This window comes from Levilactobacillus angrenensis (genome assembly GCF_003946085.1).
Lineage (GTDB): Bacteria > Bacillota > Bacilli > Lactobacillales > Lactobacillaceae > Levilactobacillus > Levilactobacillus angrenensis.
In genome coordinates, this window is record NZ_RHOB01000005.1 from 94441 (window position 1) to 109621 (window position 15181).

The 15181-nt window shown below is 49.2% G+C and carries 13 protein-coding genes and 2 tRNA genes; 6 read left to right on the top strand and 9 right to left on the bottom strand.

Annotation, left to right across the window (positions count from 1 at the left end; translation table 11 throughout):
* Positions 1-324: 324 nt before the first annotated feature.
* Complete coding sequence (locus EKM83_RS04235) at positions 325-2166, bottom strand: ABC transporter ATP-binding protein (protein WP_125575385.1); 1842 nt, start codon at positions 2164-2166, stop codon at positions 325-327.
* Complete coding sequence (locus tag EKM83_RS04240) at positions 2159-3892, bottom strand: ABC transporter ATP-binding protein (protein ID WP_125575386.1); 1734 nt, start codon at positions 3890-3892, stop codon at positions 2159-2161. The genes EKM83_RS04235 and EKM83_RS04240 overlap by 8 nt, the downstream gene beginning before the upstream one ends.
* Before the next feature lie 345 nt (positions 3893-4237).
* Here EKM83_RS04240 and EKM83_RS04245 point away from each other — a divergent pair, with 345 nt between their 5' ends.
* Positions 4238-4567, top strand: coding sequence for a hypothetical protein (locus EKM83_RS04245; RefSeq protein ID WP_125575387.1), 330 nt, complete (start codon positions 4238-4240; stop codon positions 4565-4567).
* 75 nt (positions 4568-4642) lie between these two features.
* On the opposite strand, the gene EKM83_RS04250 is transcribed toward EKM83_RS04245, so the two are convergent.
* Positions 4643-4849, bottom strand: coding sequence for a hypothetical protein (locus EKM83_RS04250; RefSeq protein ID WP_125575388.1), 207 nt, complete (start codon positions 4847-4849; stop codon positions 4643-4645).
* A gap of 227 nt (positions 4850-5076) precedes the next feature.
* The gene (locus EKM83_RS04255; RefSeq protein ID WP_125575389.1) at positions 5077-6201 is read right to left on the bottom strand and encodes a GGDEF domain-containing protein; all 1125 of its coding nucleotides are present in this window, start codon (positions 6199-6201) and stop codon (positions 5077-5079) included.
* 277 nt (positions 6202-6478) lie between these two features.
* Between EKM83_RS04255 and EKM83_RS04260 the strand changes: the two genes are divergently transcribed.
* From EKM83_RS04260 to EKM83_RS04270, 3 genes are all read left to right on the top strand, one after another.
* Positions 6479-7141 carry an EAL domain-containing protein gene (locus tag EKM83_RS04260; protein WP_125575390.1) on the top strand — a complete coding sequence of 221 codons (663 nt, stop codon included), beginning with the start codon at positions 6479-6481 and terminating at the stop codon, positions 7139-7141.
* A gap of 247 nt (positions 7142-7388) precedes the next feature.
* Positions 7389-7664 carry a DUF805 domain-containing protein gene (locus tag EKM83_RS04265; protein ID WP_404819584.1) on the top strand — a complete coding sequence of 92 codons (276 nt, stop codon included), beginning with the start codon at positions 7389-7391 and terminating at the stop codon, positions 7662-7664.
* A 140-nt stretch (positions 7665-7804) separates the two neighbouring features.
* Positions 7805-8353 carry a hypothetical protein gene (locus tag EKM83_RS04270; protein ID WP_125575392.1) on the top strand — a complete coding sequence of 183 codons (549 nt, stop codon included), beginning with the start codon at positions 7805-7807 and terminating at the stop codon, positions 8351-8353.
* 45 nt (positions 8354-8398) lie between these two features.
* Here EKM83_RS04270 and EKM83_RS04275 read toward each other — a convergent pair whose 3' ends face one another.
* Together EKM83_RS04275 and EKM83_RS04280 are read right to left on the bottom strand one after the other, a co-directional pair.
* Positions 8399-10885 carry an L-type lectin family protein gene (locus tag EKM83_RS04275; protein ID WP_125575393.1) on the bottom strand — a complete coding sequence of 829 codons (2487 nt, stop codon included), beginning with the start codon at positions 10883-10885 and terminating at the stop codon, positions 8399-8401.
* A 632-nt stretch (positions 10886-11517) separates the two neighbouring features.
* A tRNA-Glu gene (locus EKM83_RS04280) sits at positions 11518-11591 on the bottom strand.
* Positions 11592-11773: 182 nt separating this feature from the next.
* On the opposite strand from EKM83_RS04280, the gene EKM83_RS04285 reads away from it, so the two are divergent.
* Positions 11774-11846 (top strand) — tRNA-Gln (locus EKM83_RS04285).
* 132 nt (positions 11847-11978) lie between these two features.
* Here EKM83_RS04285 and EKM83_RS04290 read toward each other — a convergent pair.
* A complete protein-coding gene (locus EKM83_RS04290; RefSeq protein ID WP_125575394.1) occupies positions 11979-13124 on the bottom strand; it encodes a tyrosine-type recombinase/integrase in 1146 nt (381 codons plus the stop codon).
* Positions 13125-13357: 233 nt separating this feature from the next.
* Between EKM83_RS04290 and EKM83_RS04295 the strand changes: the two genes are divergently transcribed.
* Positions 13358-13615 (top strand): hypothetical protein, encoded by a 258-nt coding sequence (locus EKM83_RS04295; RefSeq protein WP_125575395.1) that lies wholly within the window; start codon positions 13358-13360, stop codon positions 13613-13615.
* A 222-nt stretch (positions 13616-13837) separates the two neighbouring features.
* On the opposite strand, the gene EKM83_RS04300 is transcribed toward EKM83_RS04295, so the two are convergent.
* Both EKM83_RS04300 and EKM83_RS04305 read right to left on the bottom strand, forming a co-directional pair.
* Positions 13838-14416 (bottom strand): hypothetical protein, encoded by a 579-nt coding sequence (locus EKM83_RS04300; protein ID WP_125575396.1) that lies wholly within the window; start codon positions 14414-14416, stop codon positions 13838-13840.
* Between the two features lie 33 nt (positions 14417-14449).
* A complete protein-coding gene (locus EKM83_RS04305) occupies positions 14450-15172 on the bottom strand; it encodes a hypothetical protein (protein WP_125575397.1) in 723 nt (240 codons plus the stop codon).
* Positions 15173-15181: the final 9 nt, after the last annotated feature.

A 15181-nucleotide genomic window follows, 5' to 3' on the forward strand; every position in this document is an offset into this window, starting at 1 on the left:
CTAGACGTAATTGGCCACCTACCATTCGCCAACACGTTTCCATCTACATTTTAAAATTCGTTAAATATCCGCCAGAACTGGTTACAAAACACGCCCCCATTTCGTTGGTATCTTTAGAGACAGGGAATCCTGGTTGACGTAGGCCCTGCTTTCGCTAGCTTTAGCGGACAAACCACTGGCGCTCCGTGAGGCAACGTATTAATTCAGCTTAGTATCTTTAGCTGGCAGCCAGTAAAGTAACGGTAAGGCGGACGCTTTCACCCAAAGCCGGCGCAAAAAAAGCGCCCTGCCACTAACGGCAAGACGCTTCCAAATCCTATGGTATTATGCCAAATCGTTCCCCGTAAACTGACTGTTGTAGAGGTCGGCGTAAAAGCCATTGGCCGCTAGCAGACTGTTGTGGTTCCCTGTTTCGACAATGTGACCGTGGTTCATGACCACAATGTTCTCTGCATTTTGAATCGTAGACAACCGGTGAGCGACCACGAAGCTCGTCCGTCCCGCCAGCAGGCTTTGCATGGCGTGTTGAATCAGCATTTCCGTCCGAGTGTCGACCGAACTGGTGGCTTCATCCAAGATCAAGACATCTGGATCCGCCACGAAGGCCCGGGCAATCGTCAATAATTGCCGTTGGCCTTGCGAAATATTCGTTGCCGCTTCGTTCAAGATGGTGTCATAACCATCCGGTAATTGACGAATGAAGGTGTCGGCATGGGCCGCCTTGGCCGCCGCGTACACGTCTTCTTCCGTGGCATCCTCGCGACCGTAACGGATGTTGTCGAAGATTGACCCGGTAAATAACCAGGTATCCTGCAGCACCATCGCGAAGTGCCGGCGCAAGTCCGTCCGCCCCACGGCGTGCGTGTCTTGCCCCCGATACTTGATTTGACCCGAGTCCACGTCGTAGAAGCGTTCCAACAAGTTGATGATGGTCGTCTTCCCGGCCCCGGTTGGCCCAACGATAGCGACCATTTCACCCGGCTTGACTTTCAGGTTAAAGTCTTCGATCAGCGGATTATTTTCCACGTACTTGAAGGCGACGTTGTCAAATTCAATGACGTTGCCATCTGGCGCCGTGGCACTTGGCACTTCTGCAGTCTTGGTCTCGACCATATCATCCTCATCCAAGACGGAGAAAATCCGTTCCGCAGAGGCAATCGTCGCTTGAATCGTGTTGGTCAAGTTGGCCATTTGCGTGATTGGCTGGGAGAACTGGTTGGTATATTGCAGGAAGGCCTGCACGTTCCCCAAGCTGACAGTCCCGTTGGCCACTTGAATCCCACCAATAACGGCAACGGCCAGGTAGTCCAAGTTCTTCACGAAGTTCATCAGTGGGAAGATCAGACTGGAGACAAATTGAGCCTTCCACGCAGATTGGTAGTACTTCCGGTTGTGTTCTTCGAATTCTTCTTGGGTGGCGCCTTCACGGTTGAACGTCTTGACCACCGTGTGGCCAGCGTACGTTTCTTCAACCGTGTTGTTTAATAGCCCTAAGTTCTTCTGTTGACTAGCAAAGAACCGCTGTGACTTTGGTGCCACGATACCGACCACCAAGATACTCAGTGGAACGGAAATCAAGGCAACCAACGTTAACCAGCCACTGATGGTCAACATCATGTACAAGACCCCAAAGAAGGTCAAAACACTCGTCACCATTTGCGACAAAGTCTGTTGGAGCGTGCCCCCGATGTTATCCATATCGTTGGCCATCCGGGACATCAAGTCCCCGTTACTATGGGTATCGTAGTAGCTGATGGGTAACCGTTGCATCTTTTCCTTTAAGTCGCGCCGCAAGCGGTAAACGACCTTCTGGGAAATCCAACTCATAATCAGTTGTTGGACGATGCCAAATAACGCAGCTCCGGCATACATGATACCAACGACCAATAAGATGTGGCCGATTTTGCCAAAGTCAACGGGCAGGCTGTGAATGGCGATTCCGGCCTTTAACTCGGCGGTCCCCTTCATCACACCCTTGAACAGTTCCGTGGTGGCTTCACCTAAGATCTTCGGCGTCTTGATCTGCAAGATCACCGAGACGATAGCGAAGACTAACACTACGAAGATACCGGGAAGCCAGGCTTTCATGTAGCGGAACAGCCGGATCGTCGTTCCCCAGAAATTTTGTGGCCGCTGTTTTGTTGCGGCACCACGTCCATTACGCATCGACGGTATCCCCCTTCCGCAATTGTGATTCTAGAATTTCTTGGTAAGTCTTGTTGGTAGCTTTCAACTCGTCATGAGTCCCTTGACCCACGATGTTCCCACCGTCGATCACTAAGATCAAATCGGCATCCGCCACCGTGGAGACCCGTTGGGCAACGATGACCGTCACGCCGGCTTGGACCTGCTCATCCTTACGCAGTTCTTGCCGCAACAGTGCATCGGTCTTGAAGTCCAAGGCAGAAAACGAGTCGTCGAAAATGTAGACACTGGCCCGCTTCAAAATCGTCCGGGCAATGACTAACCGTTGCCGTTGACCACCGGAGAAGTTGTCCCCGTTTTGTTCAACGACGCCGTCTAAGCCGCCCTCTTCTTTAATGAAGTCGCTGGCCTGCGCCACGTCCAAAGCGTGCCAAATCTGGCTGTCGCTGGCGTCAGGCATCCCAAAGGTCATGTTACTGCGGACTGTCCCAGAGAACAGCACCGCCTTTTGTTGGGTAATGGAAACGGCTTCGTGCAGCGCTTTTTGGCTCAGCGCTGTGAGTGGCGTGCCGTTCAGTTTGATTTGACCACTTTCCGGATCAAATAACCGGGGAATCAGGTTGACCAGCGTGGATTTCCCTGAACCGGTCCCCCCAATGATGGCCACGGTTTGGCCGGCTGTGGCAGTGAAGTTCACGTCAGTCAGGGCTAATTTTTCCGCCCCGGTGTACCGGAAGTTCACGTGATCAAACGTCAGACTGGCCGTTGCTGGATTCAGCTCTTTGGGTTGGTCAGCATCATTGATTTTGCTCTTCAAGTCCATGACTTCGTTGATCCGTGCCGCAGACGCTTGGGCCCGAGGCAAGAAGACGAAGACCATTGAAACCATCATAAAACTAATCAGCAATTGTGTGGCGTAAGTCATGAACGCCACCAAGTTACCGACTTCCATGGCTTGGCTCCCAATCAATTTACCACCGTACCAAACAATCCCGATGTTGGTCCCACTCACGATCAACGTGATAACGGGTAGCATCAGGGAAACGATCATGAAGACCTTGATCCCGGTGGATGTGTAATCTTGGTTGGCGTCTTCAAAGCGGTCTTGTTCGAATTGGTCCTGGTTGAACGCCCGGATGACCCGGACCCCCGTCAGGCCTTCACGAAAGACCAGGTTGATGCGGTCGATCTTCTTTTGCAGGCTCTTGAATAACGGCACCGCAAAGTACATAATCAGCCCGGTGAAAAAGGCCAAGACTGGCAACGCCACTAAGAAGACCATGGTCAGCCGGGGACTCTTGACGTAAGCCAAGACGCCAGCACCTACCAACATGATAGGCGCCATCAGCATCATCCGCAGCATTTGGACCATGACGTTTTGAATCTGCACCACGTCGTTGGTCGTCCGCGTGATCAGTGACGCGTTCCCCACTGTTTCAAATTCTTCAGTGGACGCGTAGGTAACTTTCTTGAATAAATCAGTTCTGATTCGTTGGCCCATCCGTTGCGACTGCGTAGACGCATAATACACGTTGCCGGCGGCCCCCAATACTCCAATAAAACTCAAAAGGAGCATCAGGCCACCCGTGCGCCAGATGTAGCCGATATCGTTGTTGGCGATCCCTTTATCGATGATGTCAGAAGTCAACGTCGGTAAGGAGAGATCACAGGCAACTTGAATAATCATAAACCCAACAGCAAGGACTACTGCCCACCAGTCCAAGTGTTTTCGGGCAAGTCGCATCATGAAATTTTGGCCTTCTTTCTTCTAAGGTTACTCTATAAAACATCAAAAAAGCATATGCGATAATTATACTCGCTTGAATCGTGTTTGCAATCAAGGATTATCGCTTAAATTAGTCAGTGGTGCAAAAAAACTGTCAGGGTAATCACTGGTTTACCGTTTCGACAAAAAATAGTCAGTCGCTACCAATTCGGACCAGTGGTTGACCCGCTGTCCTGTAACCTCGCTAGGACTGAGTGAAGCGACAACAGCCGCCATGAAAGCGTTTGCGGAGCGTTTTTTACCATTCATAAAGCTGGTAATGTTGTCAATATTTGTTACAATGGGGACACTGAAGGGAGTAAGAGCATGGCGAGCAACTCAGATTCAATCTATAACGTCTTAACCTATATCCACCGTCATCAAGATCAGGTCCGCTTTATCCAACAGCGCAATAGCAACGTCATCGCGATTGGCGTCCCCGACTCGGTGCCGGTAGCGAATCAGGAACTCTACTTCCCCGTTGGCCACCTGTTGGTCAATCGGATGGACGATGACTTTTTAGCTAAAAACGGTGAGCTGTTAAACGACTTCTTCGACCGCACGCGCAGTTCCAAAGAGGACTACCGCGAAGTCTGGATCACCACTAGCTATATCCCCACTGAGCACATGTACTTGGTGGAAATGTCTTTTGAATGATGACTTAAAAACGGGCAGCCCAGTGGTGGGTTGCCCGTTTCGTTTATCATTTATGAAGTTGCGGTCGCAACGTGTTTAGCTAAAGATGGCGTGAGACGCCCAGATACCGCCACCGATGACCAGCACCGCCACAATAAAGAAGCGAAAGAGCGCGGCAAACGCCACCAGAACGATGGCCCCAATAATCAGCGTGCCCACGATTCCCAGCAACCAGCCGGCCAAGCCGAAGACCAATCGCAACAATGGAAAGAGCAGCAACAATAACAATAGTAATAAAATCACGATGATCGCTCCATTCTGCCCGGGAAATCCCCCGGTTAACCTGTATTCTACACGCTTTTTTCAGCGGGGACACGGATTTAATATTTAAAAATTTATAAACAGAAGGAACGACCACCAATCGGCGCCGTTCCTCATAGTTACTAGTGACTTATTACTCGATGCCTTTTCCCCAAGCAGATGATCAGTCGGCTCGGCAGCTAACCGACCACCATGGTAGGCGGATACTACTAGCTAGCCGTAATGCGGTGCCGCCCGGTTTGCTTGGAGTGGTACAGGTTGGCATCGACGCGCTTGTAGAAGTCCAGCGGGTTACGGTCGCGTTCATGCAGAACGGACACCCCCACGGAGATGGTGACGTTTAAGTCTTGCCCATTGTAAGTCGTCGTTAACCCTTTAACCGCATCAAATACTTCCTGGGCGATTGGTCGCGCCCGATTTAAGTCGCGGTCAGGCAGTAAGATATTGAACTCCTCGCCCCCGGTACGGTACAAGATAACGTCGCTCCCGAACGGCTTCAAGATTGTAGTAACAGTACTGGCGACTTGCTTGAGCACCTCGTCGCCGGCCAAATGGCCATAGGTATCGTTGATGTGCTTGAAATGGTCGATGTCAAACATGATCATCCCCAGATTACGTTGATGCGCAGCGCTTTGATGGAAATGAAAGCTCACGGCCCGGTCATACGCCGCGTAATTTTGCACGTGCGTCAGGGCATCCCAATTGGCAGACTGGAATAAGCGGTCCTTGATGCGCCGGTCCTTGTCTTGAATCTTGAAGTAACCATACATCAGACTCGCCAAGACCAGGTAGTCGCCAATTTCAGTCCAGTAAGTCGTCCATGGCAATTGAAAGCGCGTCTTAACGAACAGCCACAAAACGAGACCAAATACCGCGGCAACCGAGATGTAGCGGGTGTACGGGGCTCGCCAAAGATGGGTGCTTTGCTGGTAAGATAGCCAGTAGAACAGCACGTAGACGAAGGTGTACCCCCAAGACAAGACGGCGGTCACGTTGCCGTTTAGTAGCATGAACCCCACCCCCGCCAGCAAAATCAGCCAGTTGGGAATCTTTAACGCCAAAAAGTACGCCACAAAAATCAACAGTAGCAGTTGAAAGTTGGTAAATGTCCAAGACAGATGACTATCCCGCACAATCAGCTGTAGGGCGAAGACGGACACCACCGCGCAGGTAGTCCCAACGATGACCTGGACCCGTTTGATATTATACGGTCGCCGACTGGATTCAGCCTTGGCCGTGACCCAAGTAAAAATCGACCAGTACAGGGTGATGATTCCCAGGGTGAAGAAAATACTGGTGATGATGGGCGGTACTAACCACATTGTCCATGACATGGAATCGATCTCCTTGTTCAGTGATTTAAGAATTAATCCAGCAATTGGTTCTTTAATTCAGGTATTAGTATAACGCATTAATTTACTCTAACACCCACTATAAAACATTTCATATAATAAAACCATAACTATTTATATAAAATAGTGTGTCACGGGCTGAACGGTTCGCCACTTTGCTATTTCCCTCCACTCCCAAATTTCTGGTCATTTATACTATCCGTATTCGTTAAAATAAAGTATGATGGGAGCAGACACTTGAAAGGAGGAACCATTCGACATGTACCGTTATTTTCTACAGCCCCAGTTAGATGTCTCAAACAACTCGCTGATTGGCTACGAAATGCTCATTCGCCAGCAAGTCGACGACAAATGGGTCCTGCCCAAAGATTTTGAGTCGATTCCGATTGACATCCAAGCGGACTTAATCAAACGGACGGCGCAAAAGTTGCGACTGAAGATTGGCTCGGTTTCTTACAACGTCAACCAACGGCAGTTTATCGACTGCACGATTGCCCAGGCGATTGTGACCGCTCAGCAACAAATCTATCCCGTGAAACTGATTCTCGAAGTGACCGAAGAAGAAACGGATACCGCGGTCTCGAATCAGGATATTATCGATCAAGTTCATTTTTTTGACGACCACGGGATTCAACTTAGTCTAGATGATATTGGGACCGGTATCAATACTTTTGACCACATCAAGCCGATTCTGCCCTACGCCAGCGAAATCAAATTCGCCATGCAAAATTTCCGGGCCGAGGGTCGTGCCGCTGAGATTCCCGATAACCTGATCTTTTGGAAAAAAGTCGCGCAAGACTACAAGTTGCGCTTGATCCTTGAAGGTGTGGAAAACGCTGACGAGGACCAGATGGCTAATGGCCTAGAAATCGACCTCCGCCAAGGCTGGTATTACGGCAAGCCTCACCTGTTCCAGTTATAATTTTTGCAATACTTTTTATTAATAATATTATTTATTTTAAAGACTACTAATAGGTTGTGCTGGGTCACAATCTCTGGTAGTCTTTTACTTATCAAAAAAAGTTTTGTAGTCAGCTAGACTGGCTAATCATGAGTCTACTTAGGAGGCGTTCCCCCTGCACTGGTCATTTTTTCAGCACCGCTGTTCCCATTGCGGGCAAAAGCTCCCTTCATTTCACGCACAATGCCCAAGCTGTGGCACCCGGCGCCTGACCTGGTTCACGTCTCACGGTCCGCTCAGTCGCGGTGTTTACTGGCGGCGTATGGGTGTGCTTACGTTGTTGACGGTCGGCCTACTGAGCACGCTGATGAGTACGGTCCTGCAGTACCCGGCGTTTCGCTTACACCCCGCCCACTTTAATCCTGAGAAAACACTGTTACTGTTGGTCGTTGCTGGGGGATTAGTTAGCTGTACTCTGGCCACGTTGGCCGTCACCCGCCAACGTCTGCATGACCGCCAGCGGACCGGCCGCTGGTTATGGTGACTGGCCTTGCCCATCATCGGTTGGGGAATCGTGGTGGTCCAACTGCTCGGTCCGAGTCAAGGCCCCCCGCACCGGTTACCACCAACTCACTACACGGCATACGAGCACGCAACTGGCTAATTTTTATCGGTGGCACACTGTTGTATGCCATCAGCTTCAACTTCGTGGGCATTGCCGCACTCAACGGCGAACAGCAGTCCCTGACTGCCGCCAATCAACTGACACTGGGACGCCACCACCTTTCACTGGCGAACCAACGGACTTACCCCATGGCCTACCATAACAGTCGGTGGGCCCACACGACGTTTGCCATCGACCAAGTCACGGTCTACCGCACCCAGCGCCCCTACCGCATCCCCAGTAACGACGGACCGCTCACCATCACCGGCATCATTCGCGTCCACATGAAGATTCACGCGGGCGCCAATATCCAGACCTATCCCGCCGCCAAAATGTTGACACTCAATGACGGCCAACGCCTGATTGCGGACCGCTCCAACAGTGATGTCTTCGCGGGTGACTTGAACCAGGGGATCCGGACTGCGGGTAATATTTATTTTCTTGTACCCCGCTTAAATGAGGTGTCTGACGTGACTGCCCTGGACCTTGCTTGGGACGCAGCGTTACGGTCACGACCGCAGGCAATCCGGCCATTTCACGCCAAGGTTACCTTGGACAGTAAAAAATAATGCTCTCCTAGTAAGTTTTAGGAGAACATTATTTGGGCATCATTTTTAACTTGGTGCATTCGACAAATTCCAGATAATTTCGCCAGAGTAGTCGCCTTGCATCGCACTGCCATTGACCCTCAGTAGGATCCCTTGTTTGGGGCCCCAATCACTGGCAATGTTTGTTTTCTTGTCAGTTCCGTCGGCCTTGCCAGAGTCGATCAAAGTCGTGTCATCGGCATTTAGCGTTTGGGTTGTCCCATCGCTACCAACATAGATGAGGTTGCCATCCAGTCGCGTATCCACAGCCGTATCAAGGGTCATCCCCGTCGTCCTAGCAGACAGGTACCAGTCACCGCTTTGACGAGAATCATCAATGTAAAATGACCAATCGTTTGCACGTTCAATAGTCGTCGTGGTCCCGCTTAGCACGGTGGGCGCAAATACCAGATTACCACTGGTATCGCCGTAACCCAAGGAGCCAGCAGTGACGGTCGTTGAATCCTCATTAGATCTTTCGTCAGGTTCAGATTTACTAGTGCTGTAAAGGGTGATGGTATTCGCACCTTTCTTGAGCAGGCTGTTATCAACCTCATACTGGAAGACAAATGGATCACTACCGCGGTTCACTAGAATATTCGGTAACGCCTTAGATCCCTGGCTATGGCCGTTGACTTTCAGGTGGACAACGATATCTTCGGGACTCATCGCAGCAGCCCCATAAGCAGGACCATAAGGGTATTTAGCCTGTCCCACAATTTCAGCAGGCTGTTTGGAGTCTCCGTAGTCAACACTGGTGGTACTTTCTTCCGGAGCAATTGTCATCGTTAGGTCGGAGGCTTTTACGTTAAACGCAGGTAACTTGGCGGTAGCCGAGGCATTAGACCCATTGAAATAGCTGGTCGCTTCCGCCTCAGTTGCCGCTGAAGTCCCAACGGTCCCATACAGGGTAATGTGCGCTTCATCTGAACCAGTCAAGGTGAGCCCTTGGCCATCACTGCCTAAGCTAACAGGAAGAGTTGTCCCCTCCCGTTTAGAAATATCCACCTTGCTAGTGGAATTATCAGGATTGGTAATACTTCCAGAGCTCAGAGTAATACTCTTGGGAACATTCAACGAAGCATTAATGTCTTTCCAGTCCTTCGTACCACCATCTCGTTTGAATGTATAATCTAATTTAACCGGCATTCCGCCAAAAATTGTCGGTGTTGAACTGGTATCAACCGGCGAGTAGGTGTCTGCGTCGTTATCCTGCGTGCTGAGCGTCGCCTTCGCACTGTTCTCGACATCACCAGGCACTTGATCAAAGACGACTAAGTTATTTTCCGTACTGGTACCCGTAGAACCAGTGAAGCCCCAACGAACTTTTTTGTCCCAATCATCCTGTCCGTCCTGCTTGAATTCATCTAGTTTAAGCGGAACTGTTGCCTTATTAGCCGGCGTCTTAGGTTGACCAGTATCAGAATTTTTATCATCGTACACATACGTCATTTCTCCAATACTGCCGCCATCTGTTGGTGGTGTGTAGGTTAAAGTGACGTGGTGCCACCGGTGATCCGTCATCTTATCCGTGTTCGCATCAGCATTTTTTCCTTCGTCTAGGTAGCCTAGATGCGTCATCTTATAGAAATAATACGATGAACTGGTATACTTCGACGTATACCAAAGCGGAATAGGTACCAAGGCCGATACCAGCCCCCAGATATTTGTCTTATAACCATCCCGAGCAACACCTGTGTACGTACTTGAATCTCCAGGGTAGTTCGATGCAATGTGATTGTCCTGCGCATTGATTGTACCCGCCGTACCAGTTGGATCACCCTTTGAATCAAAATTATTATAATAATTCCCTAAATCAAATGAAGATGGCGCTGATTCATCAAGATCCCATTGAGGTTGAGCCAAAATTTTTTCGGGTGGATTGTAATTATTAACAAACGTATCGAATTCCAAAGCCCAACTATGGTCTATGGCGTTGCCTGCCAAATCAGTCTTATGCCAGTCCTCAGGATCCATTCCCCAAACGCCCATGCTTTCACCAACACCGGGTGTCACAACATCATTTTTATTTTTATCCTGAGTTATCGCTTTAGAAAAGGCATTGACACCATCTTTGGAGTTCTGCAAAACGAAGGCCATACCATCGCCTATACCCCACTTCTTCTGGAGATATTGTTGTTCGGTACTAGCGTAAATCCACATGGAAACAGTCTCCGGCTTCGAGAGGTCAAAGACGGTTTTCTCCGACCAAATCGCCCCCCAACTGTCTTGTTGGCTGGCCTTAGAAATTCGAATCGCAGAATTTTTCGCCCCAGACGGGCTACCAGCGTCAACTATGCCGGCCATATTACCACCCGTGGCCACGCCATTATCTTCATTCCAAAAATAGTCTTTATACTCATCCGAGCTTAAATCAACCCCCTGTGGTGCCCCTGCCAATGCTTCACTATAGCTGTTATACGTTGACTCAGCAGCGTACCCCGGCGCACTCAACCACAGCCCTAGTCCGGCCACCGCCGCCGTTGTTAGCGCTGCCAATATTCCTTTCTTCATTCTAAGTAACCCCCTGTCCAAAGATAATGGACTTTTCATCCTCAACTTTGTCATCATTGATACTAGCTAGTAGTCAATTAGCTAATTGATTGTGGTCCACTAAAGACATTCAATTGACGTCTGTATTTTCAGTGAACTTACCAGTAGGCCCACAATCTATGTTTATTGAAATATTTAACTGTCCTAATAAATATAGTATACCATCAACCGTGCGGGATTGTAAGTTTAAATGTCAATGGATTTGTAAATGGCCTGTTATTTTTTAAGAACGCCTTTGTGACAGGGATTGAGGCAATTCAATCTGTATTTTGTTCTTCACTAATAGTAAGCGCCGGCTTGCGGTATTAATCACAGTTTTATTCACAAGAATTCATTTATGTAACACTGTTTAATTAGACCATTGAACGGTATCTCTCGCTGGCACATTTCCTATTGATGCGCCATCCCCTAGATGCAGGTCCCACGAAAAATCTAGCTCAGAAATATGCAACCGACTTCCTAGTTGTCAATACAATCGGGGCCCTTTAGAATTGGTCTAGTCCACAAGCTTTTACCCGCCAATTGCTTTTCCTTTTTGTGCGCAACAAAAAAAGTCCACAAACGCTGTTTTACCAACGTTTGTGGACCACTTATCACCCGCACGGGGCTCGAACCCGTAACTCCGCCTTGAGAGGGCGACGTCTTAAACCAGTTTGACCAGCGGGCAATACTATCAACTAGCAGTATCTAATTTACGCTATTCTCCTAAAATTGTCAATCCTTGAATGAATAAATTTACACAGAAATGGGAATTCATACAGGAATTCGTCTTTTTTCGGCAAAATCGGTTGACACCAAAAGCGGAACAAGTTACTATTAAATAGTTGTTTACGCAACGTGTAACCTTATTGGGTATTCGCCAAATTGGTAAGGCAGCGGACTCTGAATCCGTAATTTACTGGTTCGAGCCCAGTATACCCAATCACAGAGTTTAAAAAAGTCATTATAGGAGCTGACAAAGCCCGCTATGATGGCTTTTCTTTTTGTCAGCAATGCCCTCCCCAGTGACTGTCAACGGCCCATAACTGGTAGTCACTTTTTTAACCTCACCCGTTTAGAAATTCAAATAGTTGGCCAATTTTTCTGTCGCCTCATTTTTCTCCTTCGCCGTCACGGCGGTATAGAGGTCCAGCGTCGTTTGGTAACTCGCGTGGCCGAGCTGATCCTGGACTGATTTGATGGACGCTCCCGCTTCAAAGGCCAGCGTGGCGTAGGTGTGGCGAAAGGCGTGCATGGTAATGTGCTTCAGCCCATATTTCTTAAGCGTGTGCTCCAACCATTTTCTTGGCTTCGTCGGCTGGCACATCTCGTTTTTCTCGTTGGCAAAGACCAGTTGGCTCCCATCACTGTCACCCCCAGCTAACCATTGCTGTTGGTCAAGCTGCCACTGTCGCAAGATTTGGCCGGTCTTGGCATCCAGGTAAACGGTGCGGTTACTGCGCAGCGTCTTTGGTGATTGGACCAGCAAGCGGGCGTTGTCCCCCCGAGATTGCGTCTTCGAAACGGTCACCGTGTTCTTGGCAAAATCAATATCCGACCATTGCAGACACAGCATTTCTGATTTGCGCATCCCACTGAAGGCTGCCAAACGGAAGAATACGTTGGCTTGCGGGTCATTGTCGTCTTCGTTCAGGCAATCGAAGAAGTGTTTGAGTTCAGCCCGGTCGAAATAATTTGCCAGATTTTCACGCGCCCGATTATCCTTGTTCACGGGCACGATGACGTGTTTCGCTGGGTTGTCGGTGATCAGCTGCAGGGTAATAGCGAAATTCAACACGCTGGCGGTATAGTTCAGGAGCGTGTGGTATTTCGTCAGCCCCGCGGCAAACCAGCTATTAATGGCATCTTGACAGTCCAGAACGCCAATCTGCGTGATGCGGTCATTTCCCAGTACCGGCAAAATGTGGAGCCGAAATAACCGCTTGGTAGTCGCCCACGTGCTCTCCTTGACCGTGTTCTGGTAGAGAGGAAACCAGCGCAGATAAACATCCCTAAAAGTCGCTTTATCCTGCTCATGAGAAGGTTTCCCGGTCGTCGTGCCCAGCAACCGATCACCAATCGAGCGCGCTTCCTGTCTGGTCTTCAAGCCACGACGTGTGGTCCGCCGCGGCTTTCTCGTCACTGGGTCGATGCCCAAGTAAACTTGGACCTTATAGCGTGTGTGACCATGTTTATCGTGATATTTTTGGATACTAGCCATGATAGACCTCCTAAAGTCCTGTGCGTCCAACGGAGTAACTTCAAGATTATTATAAGCTCTGAAGGCTCGTCTACCGAAGTCGAGGCCCATCTGCCCAGAAACTTCTTTCAGAGGGCTTAGACGCTAATTTTACGGGGGTTGACGTCATCTACACGCTTTTTTTCACCTCACACAGCAAATTTCCGCTTGCGTTATCGAACGTTTGTTCGTATAATACTACTGAGGTGATAACCATGAAAGAACTTGCCATCAACGGCACCATCGCTAGCGACCCCAAAGTACTCAAGCTGAATCCCCTGCTTATCTTCGTCAAGGTCACTGATGACGCGGACCAGGTGCACAACTGCCTGATTCATCAGCACGGGCTTAATTTTCTCTACCAAGCCACCAGTGGTGCTCGTGTGGCCCTCTTTGGCCATGACAACCAACGCCATCAGTTTGTGATTACCCATTTCACGGTTATCGCTAGCTCGGCCGCAGCGGCTTCTTAATTCAGATCAACCACAAAAATCACGCGCAACACCCCGCCTCTTCAGGCAAGTGTTTGCGCGTGGTTTTCTGCTCCCGAATGGGGGGATCTAAGCTTCGGGAAATGAGGTCAAGCGGTCAGGGAACTTTTGTGTGGAAAGACCGACCGCCATCACATCCTCAGTGAAGTCAGCTGGTTAGCTGCTTTCGGCATTGCCACACCCGTGGGGATGTGGCAATGGGGATTACTTGGCGCCGTAGTGGTCAGCGTAATTGTGCCCCTTGGGGTTGGTCTGCTTGGCTAGTTTCTTACTGGTGTAGTAGTACATAGTATTTTGGGGAAGGGACGGCAAAATAGTGTCATGCAAAACCTTGACCTTCTTACCATTGACCTTAGCCGTTACAACCTTGTATTGTTCCCGGGAGCGCTTATAAGTCATGTCTTTCGGGAACTCCGGATTCCAGGAATCAAGCCGCGTCTTGGCACCGGACTTGTAAGCAAAGATCCAGTTATCCTTGCCCTTTTGTAATTTCTTAGCCGGATTGTATTGATGCAAATTAGACTTTGTCGTAAAAACCTTACTAGTATCATAACCATTCCAGTTGCTCACAATCTTCTTGGCCGAAATCTTCAGCTTACTGTAGACCAATTTACCTTTACCATTTTTCTCATAGTGGTACCAGGTCCGCCGCAAAGACTTGGGAAAGGTCTTCAATGACTTCTTTGCCTTGGCATCCGCCGTCACGCTCGGCGTTACAACGGTCACCGCTGCACCCAGGGTAGTTGCGACCATGACGGCGCTAAAGATTTTCATTAGTTTCATGTGGGCTGTCTCCTTTAATTTTGTAACAATTAACTAGCTCAAGTCACGCACAGCGGTACTCAACGTCTGCGCAAACGTTTCCTCGTTGGAAGAGAATTGATCTAAATTATCCATCGTAACTTGCATATTATCTAATTCCTTCGCCATTGCATCCATGTCAGAACGCCGAGAACCTGAGAAACGATTCTTAAACACGCCGTAGATTTTTACCAGTGCATTTTTATCTTTCGTGGCGTCCTTCTGAACATCACTATCGCTGTAGTCGTAGTATACATTTCCGAAATTATCTGAAATTGAATCGGCCATGCCCTCATACCCATCATCTCTATTAGGTGTTCTCTGACTCCCAGCACTAGCCTGCATCAAAGCCTTCATATAAGCAGAATAAGTATTATACAACCGCTTTTGCTTATTAAACGGTGCCTTCCCAGCCGTCAAATACTTTTTGTAGATCCAACCGGCCTTCTTCCCGGACTTGATGTAAGCCAGGGTCGCCTTCTTACCATGATTCTTGATAACGGCCTTCTTCGTCGCCGTCCAAGTCGTGTAGCGGTACTTGCTCATCTTGTATTTACGGTGGGTCAGCTTGGCACTGCTGTAGATGTTCCCGTGCTTGCCGTGATACGTCTTGTGCGCCACCTTGCTAGTCGAAATGACCTTGACCTTACTCTTGGCACTAGCTGGTGTGGTCAGGCTTGGGGCGACTAATACAAAACTTAATGCGGCAATGAGACTTGCTTTGAATAATTTTTTCATGATTTTCAG

Bases quoted from the DNA above. Each gene is read 5' to 3' on its own strand.
- EKM83_RS04235 (WP_125575385.1), bottom strand. From the start codon at position 2,166: ATGCGTAATGGACGTGGTGCCGCAACAAAACAGCGGCCACAAAATTTC.
- EKM83_RS04240 (WP_125575386.1), bottom strand. From the start codon at position 3,892: ATGATGCGACTTGCCCGAAAACACTTGGACTGGTGGGCAGTAGTCCTT.
- EKM83_RS04245 (WP_125575387.1), top strand. From the start codon at position 4,238: ATGGCGAGCAACTCAGATTCAATCTATAACGTCTTAACCTATATCCAC.
- EKM83_RS04255 (WP_125575389.1), bottom strand. From the start codon at position 6,201: ATGTCATGGACAATGTGGTTAGTACCGCCCATCATCACCAGTATTTTC.
- EKM83_RS04260 (WP_125575390.1), top strand. From the start codon at position 6,479: ATGTACCGTTATTTTCTACAGCCCCAGTTAGATGTCTCAAACAACTCG.
- EKM83_RS04275 (WP_125575393.1), bottom strand. From the start codon at position 10,885: ATGAAGAAAGGAATATTGGCAGCGCTAACAACGGCGGCGGTGGCCGGA.
- EKM83_RS04290 (WP_125575394.1), bottom strand. From the start codon at position 13,124: ATGGCTAGTATCCAAAAATATCACGATAAACATGGTCACACACGCTAT.
- EKM83_RS04295 (WP_125575395.1), top strand. From the start codon at position 13,358: ATGAAAGAACTTGCCATCAACGGCACCATCGCTAGCGACCCCAAAGTA.
- EKM83_RS04300 (WP_125575396.1), bottom strand. From the start codon at position 14,416: ATGAAACTAATGAAAATCTTTAGCGCCGTCATGGTCGCAACTACCCTG.
- EKM83_RS04305 (WP_125575397.1), bottom strand. From the start codon at position 15,172: ATGAAAAAATTATTCAAAGCAAGTCTCATTGCCGCATTAAGTTTTGTA.